Origin of the sequence: Pseudomonas sp. Lb2C2 (genome assembly GCF_052112205.1) — a bacterium.
Lineage (GTDB): Bacteria > Pseudomonadota > Gammaproteobacteria > Pseudomonadales > Pseudomonadaceae > Aquipseudomonas > Aquipseudomonas kilonensis.
Window position 1 is genome coordinate 219,564 of record NZ_JAUTYW010000011.1, and the last position, 22,066, is coordinate 241,629.

Here is a 22,066-nt window from a genome sequence, read left to right on the forward strand (position 1 = left end):
ACAGGGGGCATTGTGGGATTCAGGAATTTCGGGCACAAAAAAAAGCCGCATGACACAAGTCATGCGGCTTTTCGGAACAGCTAAACCAGGCCGATTACTTGCCGGTCCACTCCTTCACGCGATCCGGGTGCTTGGCGACCCAGTCCTTGGCAGCGGCATCCGGCTTGGCGCCTTCCTGAATCGCCAGCATGACTTCGCCGATCTCGTCTTTCGAAGCCCACTGGAACTTCTTCAGGAACTCGACCACTTCCGGCGCCTTGGCCTCCAGGCCCTTGCTACCGATGCTATTTACAGTCTCAGCCGCGCCGTAGACGCCTTTCGGGTCTTCCAGGAAGCGCAGTTTCCACTTGGCGAACATCCAGTGCGGCACCCAACCGGTAACGGCGATGGATTCGTTTTTCTTCTCGGCACGGGTCAGCTCGGCAATCATGCCGGCGCCGGAACTGGCCTTGAGTTGATAACCGGTCAGGTCGTAATCCTTGATGGCCTGTTCGGTCTTGAGCATCACGCCTGAACCGGCGTCGATGCCGACGATGCGCTTCTTGAAAGAGTCGTCGGTCTTGAGATCTTCGAGCGACTTGGCCTTGACGTATTCCGGCACGATCAGGCCGATTTTCGCGTCCTTGAAGTTGGGGCCGTAATCGACCACCTGGTCCTTGTTCTTGGTCCAATAGTCGCCGTGAGTCACTGGCAGCCAGGCCGAGAGCATCGCGTCGAGTTTACCGGTGGCCACGCCTTGCCACATGATCCCGGTCGCGACCGCTTGCAGCTTCACGTCATAACCGAGTTTCTGCTTGATCACTTCGGCGGCCACGTGGGTGGTCGCGACGCTGTCGGACCAGCCGTCAACGTAACCGATGCTCAGGGTTTTGGTTTCGGCGCTGGCCAAGGTGGAACTGATGGCCAGTACCAGTGCGGCACCTGCGCCCAAGAGTCGTCGCATCTTCATCGTTACTTCCCCGAAAGTGCTGCGCCCGACGGATGCCGGGCGGCGTCAACGTATAGTTATGATGCTCAGCGCCCCCATCACGCTCGCCCTCAAACCGGTCTGAACGCCAGTGGAGTACTGACTCGCTGATCATCAACCTGCGCCGATCCGGAACCTGCTCTGTCTGCGACGTCGAGGCAACGAGAAACGACATCAGAACGCCAGCTCTCAGTTCCGGGCATTTGTAGCACCGCCACACATGAGATTTAGCCGTCAAATCCGGCAAACGCCAGATAACTAGCCGCCGCCGCGCACGACCGTGTATCGTCCCGCTACTATCGCACCCCGTCCGCGCCTGTTTTGTGCCCGTCATGGCACTTGGCTCTGCTTCGGTGGTCATAGCCTGCGAACCTCATTCGGCACCTTCCTCTAAGGGATCCAGTCATGCTCCGTTCCTTGCGCTTCGCTGCCCTTCTCGGCGGCCTTATCCTGAGTGCGTCCGCGCTGGCGGCAGATATTGACGCCGCCAGCTATGGCTACCCCTTGACCAACCCGTTCGAGGCGACCATTGCCACCACGCCGCCGGACCTGCGTCCGGAGTTGCCGCTGATCGAAGACATCAACCAGGCGGACCACAGCCTGACCCTGCGCCCGGAACGCGAGTTCATCCTGCCGGACAACTTCTGGCCAGTGAAAAGCCTCACCTACCGCATGGCCACCCAGGACAAACCCGCGCCGCTGATCTTCCTCATCGCCGGCACCGGTGCGCGCTTCGACAGTAGCATCAATGAATACCTCAAACGCCTCTACTACAAGGCCGGCTACCACGTGGTGCAGTTGTCATCGCCCACCAGCTTCGACTTCATGAGCGCCGCGTCACGCTTCGCCACGCCAGGCATTTCCAAGGAAGACGCCGAAGACATGTACCGGGTGATGCAGGCCGTGCGTGCGCAGAACCCCAAGCTGCCGGTGACCGAGTATTACCTGACCGGTTATAGCCTAGGTGCCCTGGACGCGGCCTTCGTCGCACACCTGGACGAAACCCGGCGCAGCTTCAATTTCAAGAAGGTGCTGCTGCTGAACCCACCGGTGAACCTCTACACCTCGATCACCAACCTGGACAAACTGGTCCAGACCGAGGTCAAGGGCATCAACAACACCACGACCTTCTATGAACTGGTGCTGAACAAGCTGACCCGCTACTTCCAGCAAAAAGGCTACATCGACCTCAACGATGCGCTGCTCTATGACTTCCAGCAGTCCAAGCAACACCTGAGCAATGAGCAGATGGCCATGTTGATCGGCACCTCGTTCCGTTTCTCGGCGGCCGACATCGCGTTCACCTCGGACCTGATCAACCGGCGCGGCCTGATCATCCCGCCCAAGTTCCCGATTACCGAAAGCACCAGCCTGACGCCATTTCTCAAGCGTGCGTTGCAATGCGATTTCGACTGTTACCTCACCGAGCAGGTGATCCCGATGTGGCGCGCGCGCACCGACGGCGGCAGCCTGCTGCAACTGGTCGACCAGGTCAGCCTGTACGCGTTGAAGGATTACCTGCACGACAGCCCGAAGATTGCCGTCATGCACAACGCCGACGACGTCATTCTCGGCCCGGGCGACCTGGGTTTCCTGCGCAAGACCTTTGGCGATCGCCTGACGGTTTATCCACTGGGCGGCCACTGCGGCAACCTTAACTACCGCGTCAACAGCGACGCCATGCTGGAGTTCTTCCGTGGCTAAATATCTGCTGCTTATCGCCGCGTTAATGAGCGCGGGCATGGTCCACGCCGACAACAGCAAGGCCAATGCGCCAGTGGTGGTGGATTCGGACGGCTTCAAGGAGCCGTTGACCAAGCTGAAGTTCAACCCGGGGCTGGACCAGCGCGAGTTCGAGCGTTCGACCCTCAATGCGTTGAACGTCTATGACCCGCTGGAGTCATGGAACCGCCGGGTCTATCACTTCAACTACCGCTTCGACCAGTGGGTGTTCCTGCCCGTCGTCGATGGCTATCGCTACATTACCCCCGGCTTCGTGCGCACCGGGGTCAGCAACTTCTTCAACAACCTGGGGGACGTGCCGAACCTGATGAACAGCCTGCTGCAATTCAAGGGCAAGCGTTCGATGGAAACCACGGCGCGACTGCTGCTCAACACCACCGTCGGCATCGCCGGCCTGTGGGACCCAGCCACCGCCATGGGCCTGCCGCGCCAGAGCGAAGATTTCGGCCAGACCCTGGGCTTCTACGGCGTGCCTGGCGGTGCGTATTTCGTGCTGCCGATCTTCGGCCCTTCGAACCTGCGCGATACTTCCGGCTTGCTGGTGGACTACACAGCCGAATCGGCGATCAACTTCCTGAACGTCTCCGAAGTCAGCTCCAACCACCCGGAGTTGCTGCTCCTGCGCGGCGTGGATAAGCGCTACCAGACCAGCTTCCGCTATGGGCAACTGAACACGCCGTTCGAGTATGAGAAGGTGCGCTACGTGTACACCGAGTCGCGCAAGTTGCAGATTGCCGAATAACTTTTGGCCACCCTAAAACCCACTGTGGGAGCGAGCTTGCTCGCGATAGCAGTCTGTCAGGCAACATTAATGTTGGATGACAGGTCCTCATCGCGAGCAAGCTCGCTCCCACAGGGGTTATGTGTTGCCAGATTCAGCCTTTGAGCGTCTTCCAGACCTTACTAACAGCCATCACCCCGACCAACACCACCGCCCCCGCGACAATCCCCGCCACCGCATTGAGCAACATCGGCACGATAAACCCGGCGCCACCAGCACTGGCCGTCACGCTTTCGATCCAGTGATGCACCACCGGCACGCCGTGGGTGAGGATGCCACCGCCCACCAGGAACATCGCTGCGGTGCCGATCACCGACAGGCTTTTCATCATGTAGGGTGCCGCGCGCAGGATGGCGCCACCGATGCTTTTGGCGGCCTGGCCTGGCTTCTGTGTCAACCAGAGTCCCAGGTCATCGAGCTTGACGATGCCGGCCACCAGGCCATAGACGCCAATGGTCATGACGATGGCGATGCCCGACAGGACGATCACTTGCTGGGTGAGTGGTGCGTCGGCAACGGTGCCGAGGGTGATGGCGATGATTTCCGCCGACAGAATGAAATCGGTGCGTATCGCACCCTTGATCTTGTCCTTTTCAAAGGCTACCAGATCGACCGCCGGATCGGCCACAGCCTCGACCAGTTGCGCATGTTCGGCCTGATCTTCGGCCTTGCTGTGAAGGAACTTGTGGGCCAGTTTTTCGAACCCTTCGAAACACAAGTAGGCGCCGCCCACCATCAACAAAGGTGTCACCAACCAAGGGACGAAGGCGCTGATCGCCAGCGCCGACGGCACCAGGATCAACTTGTTGATGAACGACCCCTTGGCCACCGCCCACACCACCGGAAGTTCCCGCTCGGCGCGCACACCTGACACCTGCTGGGCATTGAGCGCCAAGTCATCGCCGAGCACGCCGGCGGTTTTCTTGGCGGCCATTTTGGTCATCAGCGCAACATCGTCGAGCACGGTGGCGATATCGTCGATCAGTACCAGCAAACTGCTTCCGGCCATGGAGGGGCTCCTTGAATAATAATGCCGCGAAGCATACCGCGAGCCGTGGTGCCTTGGGGCATTCTTGAGCGCCGCGCGAGGCCGGTGCTACCATGCGCCACCGCCAGAACAGGCAAGGAACCCCTGGGTTTATGAGCACTATCCGCGAGCGCAACAAAGAATTGATCCTGCGTGCCGCCAGCGAAGAATTTGCCGACAAGGGCTTCGCCGCGACCAAGACCAGCGACATCGCGGCCAAGGCAGGCCTGCCCAAACCCAACGTCTACTACTACTTCAAATCCAAGGAAAACCTCTACCGCGAGGTCCTGGAAAGCATCATCGAGCCGATTCTCCAGGCTTCGACACCGTTCAATGCCGACGGCGTGCCCGGTGAGGTGCTAAGCCACTACATCCGCTCCAAGATCCGCATCTCCCGCGACCTGCCCTTCGCCTCGAAAGTCTTCGCCAGCGAAATCATGCACGGCGCCCCCCACCTGAGCCCCGACCTGGTGGAACAACTCAACGCCCAGGCCCGGCACAACATCGACTGCATCCAGACCTGGATCGACCGCGGCCAGATCGCCCCCATCGACCCCAACCACCTGATGTTCAGCATCTGGGCCGCCACCCAGACCTACGCCGACTTCGACTGGCAGATCAGCGCCGTGACCGGCAAGGCCAAGCTTGATGAGGCGGATTACGAAGCGGCGGCGCAGACGATTATTCGGTTGGTGTTGAAGGGGTGTGAGCCCGACTGAAGACTGAGTAGCCTTCATCGCGAGCAAGCTCGCTCCCACAGGGTTTTGCGGTGAATACAGATTCTGCGAGCAACCTGAATCCCTTGTGGGAGCGAGCCTGCTCGCGAAAGCGGCAACTGGATTTCAAGTCAAACCCAAATGGCATCCCACAACGGATAGTCGCCAAGTTGCGTCACCAGACCTGCCCGCAGAGGGTTAGCGACAACATAGCGCGCCATTACTTTCAAATCTTCTTCTCGCCGCAGTGCTCGGTCATGAAATCCTTGCTGCCAAAGGCTAACTTTATTGTCCAGGCGCAGATTTACAGCCTTGGTACTCAATGATTTGGTCCTTTGCATCAACTCACTCAGAGATCCCCTGCGCAACTCGATCAACCAATGGAAATGATCCGGCATAACAACCCAGGCCAATGAGGCGGCCCGGCCTTGTTCCTGAGCTTTTCGAAATTGCTCAACGACCAGTCTACCCAGGACAACGTCCTTAAAAACTGGTGCGCGGCCAAACGTGTTGGTGGACAGTAAATAGATCCGGCTGGATTCGGCATGGCGGCCGAGGCGCAGTCTATGTGAAGCAGGTGAACCAGGCATTCCTTGCCCCTTTGATGATTGAGTCATAAAGAAGGCTAGACCCGTGAATGCCTGGATGGGAGGCAGACTTTTAGCTGGATGTGTCTGCTAGATTGCTATCGCGAGCAGGCTCGCTCCCACAGTGTGGATTTGCAGTGTTTGCAGAATGTACGCCCATCGCCGCCCTCTTGTGGGAGCGAGCCTGCTCGCGATAGCAAAGGTTCAGTCAGTACAAATCAAGCCCCTACATCCGCCCGCAACTGCACCGCCTCCACCGCCCTGACCGCCACCTGTTCATCCACATCCGAAACATCACCACTGACACCAATCGCCCCCAGCACCTTCCCGTCCTGATCCCTGATCAATACCCCTCCCGGTGCCGGTACGACGTTGCCCTGCCCCAGCCCGTTCAATGCCGCAAAAAACGCCGGGCGTTGCTGGGCGTCCTGGGCCACCAAGCGCGAGCCTTTGCCCAGGGCGATGGCGCCCCAAGCCTTGCCGATGGCGATCTGCGGGCGAAGCAGGCTGGCGCCGTCTTCGCGCTGCAAGGCGACCAAGTGCCCGCCGCTGTCCAGGACCGCGACGGTCAAGGGCGCAGCGCTGATTTCACGACCGGCGGCAAGGGCTTGCCCGGCCAGGTTGACGGCGATTTTCAAGGTTAGAACGCTCATGGGTGCTGTCCTTCTTTTGTTATGGGAGAGCCTTGCAGCTTCACTTTCAGCAAAACCGAACACAACAAATAGAACACAACAATTCATATTTTTGTATACAATAATTTTCACAAAGCACCTTGATCGATGAAAGGCCTCAGCAAAACCTGGCCGTCCGACGAATGAAACAAATGCTTGAGGAAATGGATTGACCTGCGCGGTTTGCCGTGAATACACTCTGCGCAAAGCCACTTGTATACAATTACAAAACGTAAGAGGCACAAAATAATGAGCAAAATGAGAGCAATCGAAGCCGCCGTCCTGGTTATGCGCCGTGAGGGCGTGGACACCGCCTTCGGTATTCCGGGTGCCGCGATCAACCCGCTGTACTCCGCCCTGCAGAAGGTGGGTGGCATCGATCACGTCCTTGCTCGCCACGTTGAAGGCGCCTCGCACATGGCCGAGGGCTACACCCGGACCAAGGCCGGCAATATCGGCGTGTGCATCGGCACCTCGGGGCCGGCCGGCACCGACATGGTGACCGGGCTCTACAGCGCCTCGGCCGATTCGATCCCGATCCTGTGCATCACCGGGCAAGCCCCCCGCGCCCGTCTGCACAAGGAAGACTTCCAGGCTGTGGATATCACCAGCATCGTCAAACCGGTGACCAAGTGGGCAACCACCGTGCTGGAGCCGGGCCAGGTGCCGTATGCCTTCCAAAAGGCGTTCTTTGAGATGCGCTCCGGTCGTCCGGGCCCGGTGCTGATCGACCTGCCGTTCGACGTGCAGATGGCCGAGATCGAATTCGACATCGACGCCTACCAGCCATTGCCATTAGCCAAACCCGCGGCCAACCGCGTGCAGATCGAGAAAGCCCTGGCGATGCTCAATCAGGCTGAGCGTCCATTGCTGGTGGCCGGTGGCGGCATCATCAACGCCGATGCCAGCGAACTGCTGGTGGAGTTCGCCGAGCTGACCGGCATTCCCGTTATCCCTACCTTGATGGGCTGGGGCACCATCCCCGACGATCACCCACTGATGGTCGGCATGGTCGGCCTGCAAACCTCCCATCGCTACGGCAACGCCACCTTGCTCAAGTCGGACGTGGTGCTGGGCGTCGGCAACCGCTGGGCCAACCGTCATACCGGTTCGGTGGACGTCTATACCGAAGGCCGCACGTTCATTCACGTGGACATCGAGCCGACCCAGATCGGCCGCGTCTTCACCCCCGACCTGGGTATCGTTTCCGACGCTGGCTCGGCCCTGACGGTGTTCATCGAAGTGGCCCGTGAATGGCAAGCCGCCGGCAAGCTGAAAAACCGCGACGCCTGGTTGCAAGACTGCCAGCAGCGCAAGGCCAGCCTGCAACGCAAGACGCACTTCGACAATGTGCCGGTCAAGCCACAACGGGTGTACGAAGAAATGAACCAGGTGTTCGGCAAGGACACCTGCTATGTCAGCACCATTGGCCTGTCACAGATCGCCGGGGCGCAGTTCCTCCATGTCTACAAGCCGCGCCACTGGATCAACTGCGGCCAGGCCGGCCCCTTGGGCTGGACCATTCCGGCCGCGCTGGGGGTGGTCAAGGCCGATCCGAGCCGCAAGGTCGTGGCACTGTCGGGCGACTATGACTTCCAGTTCATGATCGAAGAGCTGGCGGTAGGTGCGCAGTTCAAACTGCCCTACATCCATGTCGTGGTGAACAACTCCTACCTGGGCTTGATTCGCCAGGCCCAGCGCGGGTTCGACATGGACTATTGCGTGCAGCTGTCCTTCGACAACCTCAACGCCCCGGAACTCAACGGTTATGGCGTGGATCACGTTGCCGTGGCCGAAGGCCTGGGATGCAAAGCCCTGCGGGTGTTCGAACCGTCCGGTATCCAGCCAGCCCTGCGCCAGGCCCAGGCGATGATCGAGGAGTTCAAGGTGCCGGTGATCGTCGAGATCATCCTGGAACGGGTGACCAACATTTCCATGGGCACCGAGATCAACGCCGTCAATGAATTTGAAGATCTGGCGCTTGTGGGCAACGATGCACCGACTGCCATTTCGCTACTCGACTGACTGCTGACGCCCTCCTGTGGGAGCGAGCTTGCTCGCGATAGCGGTGGGTCAGTGCTGGTGATGTTGGCTGTACTGCCTTCATCGCGAGCAAGCTCGCTCCCACAGGGGTGCGTTTACATTATTTAAGGAGACCACCATGCCGCGTTTCGCCGCCAACCTGTCCATGCTGTTCACCGAGCAGGATTTTCTCGCCCGTTTCGAAGCCGCCGCCAAGGCCGGTTTCAGTGGTGTCGAATACCTGTTTCCTTATGACTACAGCTCCGCCGAACTCAAGGCTCTACTCGACGCCAACGGCCTGACCCAGGTGCTGTTCAACCTGCCGGCCGGTGACTGGGCCAAGGGCGAGCGCGGCATTGCCTGCCTGCCGGACCGGGTCGAGGAATTCCGCGCCGGTGTCGACCTGGCAATCGCCTACGCCCAAGTACTGGGCAACACCCAGGTCAACTGCCTGGCCGGGATTCGCCCGCAGAACTGCAGTGAAACCCTGGTGGAGAAAACCTTCGTCGCCAACCTGAAATACGCCGCCGAGAAGCTGCAAGCCAACGGCATCAAGCTGGTGATGGAAGCCATCAACACCCGCGACATTCCCGGCTTCTACCTGAACAACACCGCCCAGGCCCTGTCGATCCGCGAGCAGGTGGGCAGCGCCAACCTGTTCCTGCAGTACGACATCTACCACATGCAGATCATGGAAGGTGACCTGGCCCGGACCCTGTCGGCGCACCTGGGCGAGATCAACCACGTGCAACTGGCGGACAACCCGGGCCGCAACGAGCCGGGAACGGGCGAGATCAACTATCGCTTCCTGTTCGAACACCTTGACCGCATTGGCTACACGGGTTGGGTCGGCTGCGAATACAAGCCGCTGACCACCACCGAAGCGGGTCTGGAGTGGCTGAAAACCCATAACGCGATCTGACCCAACTCTTTCCCCTGTGGGAGCGAGCTTGCTCGCGATGACGTCGGTACAGCCAACATCACCGGCACTGACCCACCGCTATCGCGAGCAAGCTCGCTCCCACAGGAAAGCATTCCCCCATTTGCCTGAAGCAACGATAAAAACAAGAGGATTTCCCCATGGCTAAAATCGGATTCATCGGCACCGGCATCATGGGCCACCCCATGGCACTGAACCTGCAAAAGGCCGGTCACAGCCTGTTCCTGTCCCAACACCATGACCCGGCCCCGGCCGATTTGCTGGCCGGTGGCGCGGTGGCGTTGGCCAACCCGAAGGAAGTGGCCCAGGAAGCCGAGTTCATCATCGTCATGGTCCCGGACACCCCGCAGGTCGACGACGTGCTGTTCCGCGCCGACGGCGTGGCGGCGGGCGTGGGCGCGGGCAAGGTGGTGATCGACATGAGTTCGATCTCCCCCACCGCCACCAAGGCGTTCGCGGCGAAGATCAATGAAAGAGCTGCGCAGTACCTCGATGCACCGGTGTCCGGCGGAGAAGTCGGCGCCAAGGCCGCGACGCTGAGCATCATGGTCGGTGGCGACAGCGCCGCCTTCGAGCGGGCCCTGCCGCTGTTCCAGGCGATGGGCAAGAACATCACCCTGGTGGGCGGCAACGGCGACGGCCAGACCGCCAAAGTGGCGAACCAGATCATCGTCGCCCTGAACATCCAGGCGGTGGCCGAGGCTTTGTTGTTCGCCTCGAAAAACGGTGCCGACCCGGCCAAGGTCCGGGAAGCGCTGATGGGCGGTTTCGCTTCGTCGAAGATCCTCGAAGTGCACGGCGAACGCATGATCAAGGGCACCTTTGACCCGGGCTTCCGCATCAGCCTGCACCAGAAGGACCTGAACCTGGCCCTGCAAGGCGCCAGGGAACTGAACATCAACCTGCCCAACACCGCCAACGCCCAACAAGTGTTCAGCACCTGCGCGGCCATTGGTGGCAGCCACTGGGATCACTCGGCGTTGATCAAGGGGTTGGAGCACATGGCCAATTTCTCCATCCGCGATAACTGACACACCAAAAAAACCCTGTGGGAGCGAGCTTGCTCGCTCCCACAGGGTCTGCATCAACACTAATAATAAAAACCGGGAGCCCGCCATGTCGGTCGATCCGCAACAACTGCTGCGCGAGCTGTTTGCCACAGCCATCGACGCGGCCCATCCGCAACACGTCCTTGAACGCTACCTGCCCAGTGATCGCAGCGGCCGAGTGATCGTCATCGGTGCCGGCAAGGCCGCGGCGGCCATGGCGCAAGTGGTCGAGCGCTGCTGGCAGGGCGAAGTGTCTGGCCTGGTGGTGACCCGCTACGGCCATGGCGCGCCCTGCCAGAAAATCGAAGTAGTGGAAGCCGCCCACCCGGTGCCTGACGCCGCCGGCCTGGCCGTGGCCCAGCGGGTACTGGGCATGGTCAGCAACCTCAGCGAAAACGACCGGGTGATCTTCCTGCTGTCCGGCGGCGGTTCTGCCCTGCTGGCCTTGCCCGCCGAAGGCATCACCCTGGCCGACAAGCAATCGATCAACAAAGCCCTGCTCAAATCCGGCGCGACCATCGGCGAGATGAATTGCGTGCGCAAGCACCTCTCGGCGATCAAGGGCGGGCGCCTGGGCAAGGCCTGCTGGCCGGCGACGGTGTACACCTACGCGATTTCCGATGTGCCCGGCGATCTTGCCACCGTCATTGCCTCCGGCCCTACCGTGGCCGACCCCAGCACGTCGGCCGAAGCCCTGGCGATTCTCCAGCGCTACCAGATCGAGGTGCCGGCCTCGGTGCGCAACTGGTTGCAAAGTCCAGCATCGGAAACCGTCAAGCCCGGCGACCCAAGCCTGGCCCGCAACCACTTCCAATTGATCGCCCGCCCCCAGCAGTCATTGGAGGCCTCGGCAGTGAAGGCGCGCCAGGCCGGTTTCAGCCCGTTGATCCTCGGCGACCTGGAAGGCGAATCCCGGGAGGTGGCGAAAGTCCACGCCGGCATCGCCCGGCAAATCGCCCTGCACGGCCAGCCACTGGCGGCGCCATGCGTGATCCTCTCCGGCGGCGAAACCACCGTCACCGTGCGCGGCGACGGCCGTGGCGGGCGCAATGCAGAATTCCTGCTGAGCCTGACCGACAGCCTCAAGGGTCATCCCGGCATCTACGCGCTGGCCGGCGACACCGACGGCATCGACGGTTCCGAAGACAACGCCGGCGCCGTCATGACCCCGGACAGCTATCGCCGCGCCGCAGCGCTGGGCCTGTGTGCCAGCGACGAGTTGGACAACAACAATGGCTACGGCTACTTCGCTGCCCTGGATGCGCTGATCGTCACCGAACCGACCCGCACCAATGTCAACGACTTTCGCGCCATCCTGATCCTCGAGAACCCCAAACATGACGCCTGATAAAAAGGTCAAGATCCTCGCGACCCTCGGCCCCGCCACCCGCGGCATCGATGACATCCGCGCGCTGGTACAAGCCGGCGTGAACATCTTCCGCCTGAACTTCAGCCACGGCGAGCATGCCGACCACGCCCAGCGCTACCAATGGATTCGCGAGGTCGAGCAGCAGCTCAATTACCCGCTGGGCATCCTGATGGACCTGCAAGGCCCAAAGCTGCGGGTCGGCCGATTCGCCGACGGCAAGGTCTTGCTGCAACGCGGTCAGGCCCTGCGTCTGGACCTGGACCCGACGCCCGGCGATCAACGCCGGGTCAACCTGCCCCATCCGGAGATCATCGCGGCCCTGGAGCCCGGCATGGACCTGCTGCTGGACGACGGCAAGTTGCGCCTGCGCGTGACCGCCAGGCACAGCGACGCCATCGACACCGAGGTGCTCAACGGCGGTGAGCTGTCGGACCGCAAAGGCGTGAACGTCCCCCAGGCCGTGCTCGACTTGAGCCCGTTGACCACCAAGGACCGGCGCGACTTGAGTTTCGGCCTGGAGCTGGGCGTGGACTGGGTGGCGTTGTCGTTTGTGCAGCGGCCCGAAGACATCCGCGAGGCCCGGGCGCTGATCGGCGACAAGGCGTTCCTGATGGCGAAAATAGAGAAACCATCGGCGGTGGCCCAACTACGGGAAATCGCCGAATTGAGTGACGCGATCATGGTTGCTCGCGGTGACCTGGGTGTCGAAGTCCCGGCCGAGAGCGTGCCGCAGATTCAGAAGAACATCATCGGTACCTGCCGCGCCCTCGGCAAACCGGTGGTGGTGGCGACCCAGATGCTCGAGTCGATGCGCTTCTCCCCGGCGCCCACCCGCGCCGAAGTCACCGACGTGGCCAACGCCGTAGCCGAGGGGGCCGACGCGGTGATGCTGTCGGCGGAAACCGCTTCAGGCGACTACCCCCTCGAAGCCGTGCAGATGATGAGCAAGGTCATCCGCCAGGTGGAAAACGGCCCCGACTACCAGGCGCAACTGGATGTCAGCCGGCCAAAAGCCGAGGCCACGGTGTCGGATGCGATCAGTTGCGCGATCCGTCGCATCAGCAACGTGCTGCCAGTGGCGGTGTTGGTGAACTACAGCGAATCGGGCAGTTCCAGCCTGCGGGCGGCGCGGGAACGGCCGACGGTGCCGATCCTCAACCTCACACCGAACCTGCAGGCCGCTCGCCGCCTGACGGTGGCCTGGGGCGTGCATTCGGTGGTCAACGATCGGTTGAAGCAAGTGGATGAAGTCTGTTCCACCGCCCTGGAAATCGCCCAGGCCCAAGGCATGGCCCAGCGCGGCGATACCTTGCTGATCACGGCGGGCGTGCCGTTCGGGCAACCGGGGTCGACCAATTCGCTGCGCATTGAGACGCTGATTTAGCGCCTGTACTGGCCTTATCGTCGGATCGCCGCCCGGAGCAAGCTCGCTCCCACAGGGTTTTGTGAATGCCGCAAGTCCAGTGTGGGAGCGAGCTTGCTCGCGATGAAGTCGACTCGGTCCATCAGATATATCAACCATGCCCAACACCCACTGCCCCGACTGGGCCACCGCCCTGCTCAACGGCTTCAGCCAAGTCTTTCTCCAGCGCCATCCGCTGTGCGGCCTGCTGTGCCTGCTGGCGATTCTGCTCACTGCGCCCGCCCTGTTTGGCGGCGCGTTGCTCGGTGGGGTGGCCGGGTTGCTCACGGCCCAGCGACGCGGTTACGCCAAGGCCGACCGGCAAGCCGGGCTGTTCAGCTACAACGGCATCCTGCTGGGCTTGTTGCTGAGCCTTGCGTTGCCCTGGTCCGTCCTGTTGCCGCCGCTGATCATCGCCGCAGGCGGTCTCAGCGCAATGCTGACCCAACAATGGCTCAAGCGCACCCGTGGCCCTCGGTGCCTGCCCGCCTACACCGCACCTTTTGTCGGGTTGGCTTGGCTGCTGATGAGTTTCACCCTGCCGCCGCTTCCGGCTACCTCAATGGAAATGACCCTACCCAACCTGCTGGCGGCGCTCCTGAGCGGGCTGGGCCAGGTCATGTTTCTCGGCCACCCGACGGCCGGCGCGCTGATCGCGGCAGGCCTGCTACTGGCCAACCGTCGCGCTGCCGGTTGGGCATTGTTCGGTTCCGCCGCCGGCCTGACCTTCGCCTTGTCGCAACATGAAAACGCAACCGCCCTTTGCGGCCTTGGCGGTTACAACCCGGTGTTGGTGGCCCTGGCCCTCAGCCAACAACGCCGACACCCCTGGCTGCCGCTGGCGGGCATTCTCCTGGCGGTCATGCTTACCCCAGGTTTTATCACCCTCGGCCTTCCCCCACTGACGGCACCGTTCATCCTAGCCTGCTGGCTGATCCAGGCCAGCGGCCGGGTGTGGCGCCAGGCCAGCCTCGACAGCGCGCCTTGCGCTCTGCAGGGCAATCGCCCTAGGCTTCGCTGATTCCGGCTCAGGCGAAGATTATGCAAAGCAGCAGCAATTGGCGCGAACGCCTCTACGTGATCATTTTCCAGACCGACACCGTCGCCGGCCGGCGCTTCGATAGCACCTTGCTGTTGATCATCCTCGCCAGCCTGGTGATCGTGATGCTCGACAGCATCGACAGCGTGCATAAAAACTACGCGGCCCTGCTGGCCGCTATCGAGTGGGGCTTCACCTTCATCTTCATCGTCGAGTACGGCCTGCGCCTGTACTGCTCGCCCAAGCCGCTGCGCTATGCCTTCAGTTTCTACGGGCTGGTGGACCTGCTGGCGATCGTGCCGGGGATCCTGGCGCTGTACTACAGCGATGCCCAATACCTGTTGATCATTCGGATCATCCGCATGCTGCGGATTTTCCGTGTGCTCAAGCTCAGCCCTTACCTCAAGCAGGCCAACTACCTGATGGCGGCGCTGCGGGGGAGCAAGCAGAAAATCATCGTGTTCCTGGTCAGCGTCTCAACCCTGGTAACGGTATTCGGCACGCTGATGTACGTCATCGAAGGCCCTGGGAATGGCTTTACCAGCATCCCCAAAGGCATCTATTGGGCTATCGTGACACTCACCACCGTGGGCTTCGGCGACATCGTGCCCAAGACGCCACTGGGCCAGGTGGTGTCATCTTTGGTGATGATCACCGGTTACTCGATCATCGCCGTGCCAACGGGTATTTTCACGGCGGAACTGGCCACGGCCATGCGCGGCGACCAGCTCCAGCACGATTGCCCGGTGTGCAGCAAAAACAACCACGAACACGGTGCCGCTTTCTGCTCCCGTTGTGGCAATGCGCTGTTTAAGAAACTGGAATAAGCACAGCACTTTTTGATGCTTGAAGGTCTATAGGCTTGCCGCTAGTGTTGCTGGCTAATTGCCCGGAACCCCCGTTGATAAAAAGGAATTCGCAGTGAAGAACTTCTTTGGCGCCTCCCTTCTCGCCGCTGGCCTGACCTTTGGCAGCCTGGCCCACGCCGCCCCGACCCTGCTCAACGTTTCCTACGACGTGATGCGCGATTTCTACAAGGACTACAACACCGCCTTCCAGAAACACTGGCAGGCCGAGCACAACGAAAACATCACCGTGCAGATGTCGTTCGGCGGCTCCAGCAAGCAGGCGCGTTCGGTGATCGACGGGCTGCCGGCGGATGTCATCACCATGAACATGGCCACCGACATCAACGCCCTGGCGGACAACGGCAAACTGGTGCCCGAGAACTGGGTCAGCCGCCTGCCGAACAACAGCGCGCCGTTCACCTCGGCCACGGTGTTCATCGTGCGCAAAGGCAACCCGAAAGCCTTGAAAGACTGGCCCGACCTGCTCAAGGACGGTGTGCAGGTGATCGTGCCCAACCCGAAAACCTCCGGCAACGGTCGCTACACCTACCTCTCGGCTTGGGGTTACGTGCTGAAAAATGGCGGTGACGAGAACAAGGCCAAGGCCTTCGTCGGCAAACTGTTCAAGCAGGCACCGGTACTGGACACCGGCGGTCGCGCCGCGACAACCACCTTCATGACCAACCAGATCGGCGATGTGCTGGTGACCTTTGAAAACGAAGCGGAGATGATCGCCCGCGAATTCGGCCGCGACCAGTTCGAGGTGATCTACCCGAGCGTTTCCGCCGAAGCCGAGCCACCGGTCAGCGTGGTCGACAAGGTTGTCGAGAAAAAAGGCTCCCGCGAAGCCGCCGAGGCCTACCTCAAGTACCTGTGGTCGCCCGAAGGCCAGGAAATCGCCGCCGCCAACTACCTGCGCCCACGGGACCCGGCGGTACTGGCCAAATACACCGACCGCTTCCCGAAAGTCGACTTCCTGTCCGTGGAAAAAACCTTCGGCGACTGGCGCACGGTGCAGAAGACCCACTTCAATGACGGTGGGGTTTTCGACCAGATCTACAGCGGGCAATAACGATCAAGTGTGCCGAGCAACCTTGTGGGAGCGAGCTTGCTCGCGATAACGGTCTGTCTGCATCAACGATGTTGGAAATACAGCCGCTATCGCGAGCAAGCTCGCTCCCACAGGAATCTGATTGTCACCATCAATTGCGGGCATGACTGATATCAGCCACAAGCCCTGTTCCAGAACCCTGCAAGTCTTTAGCCTCACGCCATCCTTTCAATTGATCGACGAGATTGCCATGAGTGCTCATTCCCCCACGCCCGGCAGCACCTTGACCCGCGGCATGGTCCTGCTCTTCGCCTTCTGCTGCGGCGCCATCGTCGCCAACATCTACTACGCCCAACCCATCATCGAACTGATCGCACCCGACGTCGGCCTGAGTAGCACCATGGCCAGCCTGATCGTCTCGCTGACCCAGATCGGTTATGCCTTGGGCCTGTTTTTCCTGGTGCCACTGGGGGACTTGCTGGAAAACCGTCGGCTGATGATCATCACCACCGTGGTGGCAATCGCCAGTTTGCTAGGCGCTGCGTTCACCGATCAACCGAACGTATTCCTGCTGGTTTCGCTGTTGGTGGGGTTCAGCTCGGTGTCGGTGCAAGTGCTGATTCCACTGGCCGCACACCTGGCGCCGGAGGAAACCCGGGGTCGGGTCGTGGGTGGGATCATGGGCGGCCTGCTGCTGGGAATCCTGCTGGCGCGGCCGGTTTCGAGCCTGGTGGCTGACCACTTCGGCTGGCGGGCGATGTTCATGATCGCCGCCGCATTGATGGCCGCCATCAGCATCGTCCTGGCGCTGACCGTGCCCAAGCGCCAGCCCGACCACAGTGCCTCTTACGGCCAACTGCTGGGCTCGCTCGGCACCCTGCTGCGCCAACAACCGCTGCTGCGGCAACGGGCGTTCTACCAGGCTTGCATGTTCGCCACGTTCAGCCTGTTCTGGACCGCCGTGCCACTGGAACTGTCACGCACCCATGGCCTGTCCCAGACTGAAATCGCCTTGTTCGCCCTGGTCGGTGCCATTGGCGCCATCGCTGCGCCCATCGCCGGTCGCCTGGCGGATGCCGGCCATACCCGCAACGCCTCGCTGCTGGCGATGTTGTTCGCCAGCCTGAGTTTCCTGCCGGCGTTCATCCATCCGCTGTACAGCGTGATCGGCCTGGCAGTGACCGGCGTGGTCCTGGATTTCTGTGTGCAGATGAACATGGTCCTGGGCCAGCGCACCATCTATGCCCTCGATGCCAAGAGTCGCAGCCGGCTGAATGCGCTGTACATGACCAGCATCTTCGTCGGCGGCGCCTTCGGCTCATCGATTGCCAGTGCGGTGTACGAACACGGCGGCTGGTTGTGGGTGGTGATCGTCGGCAGCGCCTTCCCGCTGTTGGCCTTGCTGCGCTTCTTGAGCACCTCGCGCAAGCCGTCCCTGGCCACGGCCTGAACACCCCACGCATAAAAAAGCCCGGTCGCCTTCAGCGACCGGGCTTTTTGGTGGAGCGTGTCAAATCCGCACGTTGCCACGCGGCCCGGCAATCGCCCAGATGATCAGGCCCAGTACCGGCAACAGCAGGATCAGCAGCACCCAGAGGATTTTCATCCCGGTTTGCGCGCCACTCTTGAGTACATTGATGATCGCCCAGATATCGAGCGCCAGGATGATCAGGCCGACCAGGCCGTTGAAAGTGGAACCCATGGTGTCGCTCCCAAATGGTGATGTGCACCCTTAGGATAGCGGGCGCCAGGCAAGGGTTCCGTTTTATTGCTTCAGACGTGGACCGCGACCTTGAGAGCTTCCAGGGAGGGCGCGGCGGCGATGCCGACTTCGGCACACAGTTCCAGCACCCGCGGCACGTCGTTGCCGTACACCAGCACCATTTGCAATTCATCGTCGAGCAATTGGCTGAAATTCATCAGCACGTAGCCGCCGTTTTCCTTGTTCAGGCTGCTCATCTGGATCTGGATGCGGTTGAGCGCGGTCAGGGCTTCGGTTTTCGCCAGTTGCTTGGGCTTGAGGTTGAACGCCACGCCGGGGCCGAACGAGGCAACGATCTGCTCGAACAGGTCCACGTAGGTGTCGGCCTGGAACAGCACGGTGTCCGGCAGACTGCCCACCACTACCCACTCACCCAATGGGATCGGGAACGTGTCGTCGTAGTTGATATCGGGGTTGGCCGCCAGGAAAACCGTCGGATCGGCGTAGGCCTGGGCCGCTTCGTCAGCGATTTTCGCGATGTCCGCCTCGCCGAGGCAGCCGGAGCTGATTTTACCGATGAGTTCGATGAGGGCGGCTTTCATGGGGTGAATCCTGTGGCGAAGGGTGTTTTGAGGGCGGGCAGGATAGCGCATTCGCATGCAGATTAGGATTGGAGAAGGACCTGTGGTGAACGAGCATTTTGTGGGAGCAAGGCTTGCCCGCGATGAAAACAACGCGGTCTCTCTGGAACCGAGGTGCCTGTATCGCGAGCAAGCTTTGCTCCCACAGCCTTTCAGCCCAACAACTTTTCCAACTGCGCCGTGGTGTCCACCGCGCCCATGGTCTTGGCGGCATCGAGAGCCGAGACGCCGTTGGCATCCTTGGCTTTCGGGTCGGCGCCTTTGCCGATCAGGTAGTCGACGATTTCCACACGGTTGAACATCGCTGCCATCATCAGCGCGGTACGGCCATCGAAAGAGGCGCCTTCCACTTGCGCGCCGCCATCCACCAACGCCGAAACCACTGCCAGGTCGCCCTTGAACGCCGCACCAGCAATCGGGCTCTGGCCGTTGTCGTTACGGATTTCCGGATCGGCCTTGTGCTCCAGCAGCACTTTCACCGTTTCCACATGCCCGTGGTAAGCGGCCAGCATCAACAAGGTGTCGCCCTTGTGGTTACGCAGGTTGGGCGGCAGGCCCTTGCTCAGCAACGCGGCCATCATGGCCGCATCGCCCTGGCGTGCGACGTTGAACACCTGCTCGGCAAACTCCGCAGCCTCTTCCGGGGTCATCTGGCGGCTTGTATCGGACATGGGAAACTCCACTCGGGTCTTCGCAAAGCGGCTAGTTTCCCGAGGGACCCGGGCGCTGTCATCCCTTTTTTCACTGTGCCCGTCATAGCCAGAATCAATAACGCAATTGCCCGTCCTGGATCCGGGTCGCCAGTTGCCGGTCCACCCGCACGTAAGTATCGGTGCCCGGCAGCCAGGCGAAGATCGGCTCATCCCCGGTGACGCATGGGTCGAACGCTTCGGCCTTAAGACGGGTCTTCTGGTACTTGAAGGTGCCGGTGGTGTCCATTTTCACCTTGATGCGCAGGAACAGCGGCACGGCATAGGCGGGCAACTTGCACTGCAAGAATTGCAGCAACTCGCTGAAATCCAGAGTCGCCAGGGATTCGGACGGGGTGATTGCCGCCATGCCGGCACGGCCATTGGTGCCATTGATCTCCACGCCATAAGCCACTGCCTCGGCCACCTGCGGATGTTGCAGCAGCACATTTTCGACTTCCGTGGTGGAGACGTTTTCGCCTTTCCAGCGATAGGTATCGCCGAGTCGATCAACGAACTGCCCATGCCCGAAGCCAATGTTGCGCAACAGGTCTCCGGTATTGAAGTAACGATCGCCAGGCGCAAAGACATCCCGGCAGATGGTTTTTTCGGTCAAGGCCTGATCGGTGTAGCCATCCAGTGGCGCCTTCTCGTCGATCCGCGCCAGCAACAGGCCCGGTTGGCCCCTGGGCACTTTTTGCATGCGACCTTGCAGGTTGCGCAACGGCAGGCCGCTGGCATGGTCGTACTGCACCAATTCCCAGCCCATCAGGGAAAACCCGACGGTGTTGTCGAAATTCAGGATGTTGGTGAAACCGATATTGCCGTCGCTGGCCGCATACAGCTCACAGATGTGGTCGATGCCAAACCGGGTCTTGAAGGTCGACCATGCCCCGGGCCGCAGACCGTTGCCGATCATTTTCTTCACACCGTGGTGGCGGTCATCGGCAGCGACAGGCTGGTCGATCAGGTAGCGGCACAACTCACCGACATACCCCAGCGTGGTCGCCCGGTAGCGGCGTACGTCGCTCCAGAACTGGCTGGCGCTGAACTTGCGCCGAATCGCGAAGCCCGATGCACCACAGATCGCCGCGCCCCAGCACACGCACAAGCCCGTGGCGTGGTACAGCGGCAACGTGCAATACACGACATCGTCGGGCTGCATGTCCAAGGCGATCAGGCCGAAGCTGGTGGACGTGCGCATCCAGCGACCATGGCGAAACACCCCGGCCTTGGGCAGCCCGGTGGTGCCCGAGGTGTAGAGATAAAAACACGGGTCGTTGCAGAAAACCTGCCGGCTGCTCGCCGGGTTATCGCTTGGGTAATCCTCGCTGCCAGCCATCAGGTCGATGAAACCGGACGGGGCATCGGACGGGATATCGGCGCTGTCCTGATCCGCCAGCCACCAGGTCCTGCTGCTCGATAGAGTGGTTCGCTCTCGTATGTCGTTGAAGGCCGCGACCCGTTCATCCCCCACCACCACCGCGACCGGGTTGACCAGGGCCAGGCTGTGCACCAGCGCGTCGCCGGTTTGCGAAGTGTTGAGCATGGCACTGACCGCGCCAACCTTGGCCATCGCCAGCACGCTGATCAACAGCTGTGGCCGGTTCTCGATGAATATCGCCACGCAATCGCCCTTGCCGATGCCCTGGGCCAGCAGGTAATGGGCAATGCGATTGGCCTGCGCGTTGACCTGTGCATAACTCAACACCGTAGCGCCGCACAGCAGTGCCGGGCCCTGGGGATTGCGTTGCGTAGCCTGCTCGAAACACCAGCCCAGGCCACAAGGCTGGGTCGGGTCCTGGACGTTGGCCAGCTTCATGCCTTTGACGATTCGGGGGACGGCTTTGGCAATGGCTGGCAGCTTGCGCAGCATCATGGCCCAGGTAATCGCGTCGCTGGGTGTACGACTCATGGTGATCTTCCCCGTTCGACCTCGTGGGTCTCGGTTCTTGTTATCGGGCAGCAGGTGATTTGGCTCGAAAGTACGCTGGCAATTGCGGCGCTGTACACGCGGTTTTTGCAATGTTTTGTATCCGCTGCCCGAGGCAGGCGAAGCATGAGCGCCGGGAAGCGATTTGGTTCCAAAAATCATTGCCCGACCACGCAAAATGCAGGATGCACGATGGCTATTCATGCAAGATGCACGAAAGCGAAAATACAACAAAAATATAACCAACTGTTTTTAAAGGATTTTATAGAAAGCCAAATGCTGGCACAGACAGTGCAACCACCTCTCCACGGTTTGCCACACCATGGAGCAGTCAACTATGAACATGATTCAAGAAAAGTTTGCGTCCCTGTTTTCCAACTACGAAGTGACCACCCAGCCCCGCCCGGATGGCGGCATTCTGCTGACCTTGCGTAATAGTGACGGCAAGCTGTTCAAACGCACGATTTCCTATGCTCAATTGCATGCGGGGGATCAGTTGTCCTGGGCGATCAGTGCGATCCGTCGTGACCTGGCTGAACAGGCTAGCGAGTTGCCACAGATCACCTTGTTGCAGAGCCAGCATCGGTTTGCGCTGCCGACTTACCATAGCGCTTGAGTCTGCTGGTCAACTCGGTTTGCTGTTCACTTGGAAACGGCGCTTTTTCAGAGATGAGAAGCGCCGTTTTTTTGTACCTTGGAAAGCCTACTTTGGTATGTATATCCGTTTCTTCGGTAATGGCTGCTGACGGTTCCGCTCTTACAGCGGCTCACTTTTGAGAAGCGCAAAAGTAAGCAAAACGCTCATGCCCCACCACTCGGCACCTCGCCTAGGCTCGGTGTGCCCTCACTCCGGCATTGCTCCGTGGGCCCGCCGCGAAGGGCCATCCAT

21 protein-coding genes are annotated in these 22,066 nt (G+C 60.9%); 13 read left to right on the top strand and 8 right to left on the bottom strand.

What is annotated here, in order from left to right; all coding sequences use genetic code 11:
- Positions 1-94: 94 nt before the first annotated feature.
- The gene (locus Q7F16_RS28415; protein ID WP_014339592.1) at positions 95-949 is read right to left on the bottom strand and encodes a glycine betaine ABC transporter substrate-binding protein; all 855 of its coding nucleotides are present in this window, start codon (positions 947-949) and stop codon (positions 95-97) included.
- 423 nt (positions 950-1,372) lie between these two features.
- Here Q7F16_RS28415 and Q7F16_RS28420 point away from each other — a divergent pair, with 423 nt between their 5' ends.
- Positions 1,373-2,671 (top strand): hypothetical protein, encoded by a 1,299-nt coding sequence (locus Q7F16_RS28420; protein WP_003204449.1) that lies wholly within the window; start codon positions 1,373-1,375, stop codon positions 2,669-2,671.
- Positions 2,664-3,452 carry an MlaA family lipoprotein gene (locus tag Q7F16_RS28425; RefSeq protein ID WP_046063621.1) on the top strand — a complete coding sequence of 263 codons (789 nt, stop codon included), beginning with the start codon at positions 2,664-2,666 and terminating at the stop codon, positions 3,450-3,452. Before Q7F16_RS28420 ends, Q7F16_RS28425 begins: the two co-directional genes overlap by 8 nt.
- Positions 3,453-3,585: 133 nt before the next feature.
- On the opposite strand, the gene Q7F16_RS28430 is transcribed toward Q7F16_RS28425, so the two are convergent.
- Positions 3,586-4,500 carry a DUF808 domain-containing protein gene (locus tag Q7F16_RS28430; protein ID WP_409557317.1) on the bottom strand — a complete coding sequence of 305 codons (915 nt, stop codon included), beginning with the start codon at positions 4,498-4,500 and terminating at the stop codon, positions 3,586-3,588.
- 131 nt (positions 4,501-4,631) lie between these two features.
- Here Q7F16_RS28430 and Q7F16_RS28435 point away from each other — a divergent pair, with 131 nt between their 5' ends.
- Positions 4,632-5,237 carry a TetR/AcrR family transcriptional regulator gene (locus tag Q7F16_RS28435; protein ID WP_014339596.1) on the top strand — a complete coding sequence of 202 codons (606 nt, stop codon included), beginning with the start codon at positions 4,632-4,634 and terminating at the stop codon, positions 5,235-5,237.
- 128 nt (positions 5,238-5,365) lie between these two features.
- Here Q7F16_RS28435 and Q7F16_RS28440 read toward each other — a convergent pair whose 3' ends face one another.
- Positions 5,366-5,824: an REP-associated tyrosine transposase gene (locus Q7F16_RS28440; protein ID WP_079302186.1), complete on the bottom strand. Its 459-nt coding sequence runs from the start codon at positions 5,822-5,824 to the stop codon at positions 5,366-5,368.
- 215 nt (positions 5,825-6,039) lie between these two features.
- Positions 6,040-6,474: a GlcG/HbpS family heme-binding protein gene (locus Q7F16_RS28445; protein ID WP_095974939.1), complete on the bottom strand. Its 435-nt coding sequence runs from the start codon at positions 6,472-6,474 to the stop codon at positions 6,040-6,042.
- Positions 6,475-6,741: 267 nt separating this feature from the next.
- Between Q7F16_RS28445 and gcl the strand changes: the two genes are divergently transcribed.
- The 9 genes from gcl to Q7F16_RS28490 all read left to right on the top strand — a co-directional run bounded on the left by gcl (position 6,742) and on the right by Q7F16_RS28490 (position 17,662).
- Positions 6,742-8,517 carry a glyoxylate carboligase gene (gene gcl, locus Q7F16_RS28450; RefSeq protein WP_046065641.1) on the top strand — a complete coding sequence of 592 codons (1,776 nt, stop codon included), beginning with the start codon at positions 6,742-6,744 and terminating at the stop codon, positions 8,515-8,517.
- Positions 8,518-8,653: 136 nt separating this feature from the next.
- A complete protein-coding gene (gene hyi, locus Q7F16_RS28455; RefSeq protein WP_095963468.1) occupies positions 8,654-9,436 on the top strand; it encodes a hydroxypyruvate isomerase in 783 nt (260 codons plus the stop codon).
- 158 nt (positions 9,437-9,594) lie between these two features.
- Positions 9,595-10,485, top strand: a complete 891-nt coding sequence (locus Q7F16_RS28460; protein ID WP_409557316.1) for a 2-hydroxy-3-oxopropionate reductase — start codon at positions 9,595-9,597, stop codon at positions 10,483-10,485.
- 85 nt (positions 10,486-10,570) lie between these two features.
- A complete protein-coding gene (locus tag Q7F16_RS28465; RefSeq protein WP_409557315.1) occupies positions 10,571-11,851 on the top strand; it encodes a glycerate kinase type-2 family protein in 1,281 nt (426 codons plus the stop codon).
- Positions 11,841-13,256 (top strand): pyruvate kinase, encoded by a 1,416-nt coding sequence (gene pyk, locus Q7F16_RS28470; protein ID WP_409557314.1) that lies wholly within the window; start codon positions 11,841-11,843, stop codon positions 13,254-13,256. The genes Q7F16_RS28465 and pyk overlap by 11 nt, the downstream gene beginning before the upstream one ends.
- Positions 13,257-13,392: 136 nt before the next feature.
- A complete protein-coding gene (locus Q7F16_RS28475) occupies positions 13,393-14,295 on the top strand; it encodes an urea transporter (RefSeq protein ID WP_409557313.1) in 903 nt (300 codons plus the stop codon).
- A gap of 20 nt (positions 14,296-14,315) precedes the next feature.
- Positions 14,316-15,140: an ion transporter gene (locus Q7F16_RS28480; protein WP_057451948.1), complete on the top strand. Its 825-nt coding sequence runs from the start codon at positions 14,316-14,318 to the stop codon at positions 15,138-15,140.
- 94 nt (positions 15,141-15,234) lie between these two features.
- Positions 15,235-16,233, top strand: coding sequence for a sulfate ABC transporter substrate-binding protein (locus Q7F16_RS28485; RefSeq protein ID WP_409557312.1), 999 nt, complete (start codon positions 15,235-15,237; stop codon positions 16,231-16,233).
- Positions 16,234-16,462: 229 nt separating this feature from the next.
- On the top strand, positions 16,463-17,662 hold the full coding sequence (locus Q7F16_RS28490) for an MFS transporter (protein WP_409557311.1): 1,200 nt from the start codon (positions 16,463-16,465) through the stop codon (positions 17,660-17,662).
- Between the two features lie 60 nt (positions 17,663-17,722).
- Here the strand turns inward: Q7F16_RS28490 and Q7F16_RS28495 are convergent, their stop codons facing one another.
- The 4 genes from Q7F16_RS28495 to Q7F16_RS28510 form a co-directional block, all read right to left on the bottom strand.
- Positions 17,723-17,914 carry a PLDc N-terminal domain-containing protein gene (locus Q7F16_RS28495; protein WP_024618776.1) on the bottom strand — a complete coding sequence of 64 codons (192 nt, stop codon included), beginning with the start codon at positions 17,912-17,914 and terminating at the stop codon, positions 17,723-17,725.
- Between the two features lie 71 nt (positions 17,915-17,985).
- Positions 17,986-18,516 (bottom strand): hypothetical protein, encoded by a 531-nt coding sequence (locus tag Q7F16_RS28500; RefSeq protein WP_046065638.1) that lies wholly within the window; start codon positions 18,514-18,516, stop codon positions 17,986-17,988.
- Between the two features lie 191 nt (positions 18,517-18,707).
- Positions 18,708-19,226, bottom strand: coding sequence for an ankyrin repeat domain-containing protein (locus Q7F16_RS28505; protein WP_018604674.1), 519 nt, complete (start codon positions 19,224-19,226; stop codon positions 18,708-18,710).
- Positions 19,227-19,320: 94 nt separating this feature from the next.
- Positions 19,321-21,159: a long-chain-acyl-CoA synthetase gene (locus Q7F16_RS28510; RefSeq protein ID WP_409557310.1), complete on the bottom strand. Its 1,839-nt coding sequence runs from the start codon at positions 21,157-21,159 to the stop codon at positions 19,321-19,323.
- A 355-nt stretch (positions 21,160-21,514) separates the two neighbouring features.
- Here Q7F16_RS28510 and Q7F16_RS28515 point away from each other — a divergent pair, with 355 nt between their 5' ends.
- Positions 21,515-21,793, top strand: a complete 279-nt coding sequence (locus tag Q7F16_RS28515; protein WP_003204481.1) for a DUF3509 domain-containing protein — start codon at positions 21,515-21,517, stop codon at positions 21,791-21,793.
- Positions 21,794-22,066: the final 273 nt, after the last annotated feature.

Bases quoted from the DNA above. Each gene is read 5' to 3' on its own strand.
- gcl (WP_046065641.1), top strand. From the start codon at position 6,742: ATGAGCAAAATGAGAGCAATCGAAGCCGCCGTCCTGGTTATGCGCCGT.
- Q7F16_RS28475 (WP_409557313.1), top strand. From the start codon at position 13,393: ATGCCCAACACCCACTGCCCCGACTGGGCCACCGCCCTGCTCAACGGC.
- Q7F16_RS28495 (WP_024618776.1), bottom strand. From the start codon at position 17,914: ATGGGTTCCACTTTCAACGGCCTGGTCGGCCTGATCATCCTGGCGCTC.
- Q7F16_RS28440 (WP_079302186.1), bottom strand. From the start codon at position 5,824: ATGCCTGGTTCACCTGCTTCACATAGACTGCGCCTCGGCCGCCATGCC.
- Q7F16_RS28480 (WP_057451948.1), top strand. From the start codon at position 14,316: ATGCAAAGCAGCAGCAATTGGCGCGAACGCCTCTACGTGATCATTTTC.
- Q7F16_RS28500 (WP_046065638.1), bottom strand. From the start codon at position 18,516: ATGAAAGCCGCCCTCATCGAACTCATCGGTAAAATCAGCTCCGGCTGC.
- Q7F16_RS28415 (WP_014339592.1), bottom strand. From the start codon at position 949: ATGAAGATGCGACGACTCTTGGGCGCAGGTGCCGCACTGGTACTGGCC.
- Q7F16_RS28435 (WP_014339596.1), top strand. From the start codon at position 4,632: ATGAGCACTATCCGCGAGCGCAACAAAGAATTGATCCTGCGTGCCGCC.
- hyi (WP_095963468.1), top strand. From the start codon at position 8,654: ATGCCGCGTTTCGCCGCCAACCTGTCCATGCTGTTCACCGAGCAGGAT.
- Q7F16_RS28445 (WP_095974939.1), bottom strand. From the start codon at position 6,474: ATGAGCGTTCTAACCTTGAAAATCGCCGTCAACCTGGCCGGGCAAGCC.
- Q7F16_RS28515 (WP_003204481.1), top strand. From the start codon at position 21,515: ATGAACATGATTCAAGAAAAGTTTGCGTCCCTGTTTTCCAACTACGAA.
- Q7F16_RS28465 (WP_409557315.1), top strand. From the start codon at position 10,571: ATGTCGGTCGATCCGCAACAACTGCTGCGCGAGCTGTTTGCCACAGCC.
- Q7F16_RS28510 (WP_409557310.1), bottom strand. From the start codon at position 21,159: ATGAGTCGTACACCCAGCGACGCGATTACCTGGGCCATGATGCTGCGC.
- Q7F16_RS28505 (WP_018604674.1), bottom strand. From the start codon at position 19,226: ATGTCCGATACAAGCCGCCAGATGACCCCGGAAGAGGCTGCGGAGTTT.
- Q7F16_RS28430 (WP_409557317.1), bottom strand. From the start codon at position 4,500: ATGGCCGGAAGCAGTTTGCTGGTACTGATCGACGATATCGCCACCGTG.
- Q7F16_RS28490 (WP_409557311.1), top strand. From the start codon at position 16,463: ATGAGTGCTCATTCCCCCACGCCCGGCAGCACCTTGACCCGCGGCATG.
- pyk (WP_409557314.1), top strand. From the start codon at position 11,841: ATGACGCCTGATAAAAAGGTCAAGATCCTCGCGACCCTCGGCCCCGCC.
- Q7F16_RS28460 (WP_409557316.1), top strand. From the start codon at position 9,595: ATGGCTAAAATCGGATTCATCGGCACCGGCATCATGGGCCACCCCATG.
- Q7F16_RS28420 (WP_003204449.1), top strand. From the start codon at position 1,373: ATGCTCCGTTCCTTGCGCTTCGCTGCCCTTCTCGGCGGCCTTATCCTG.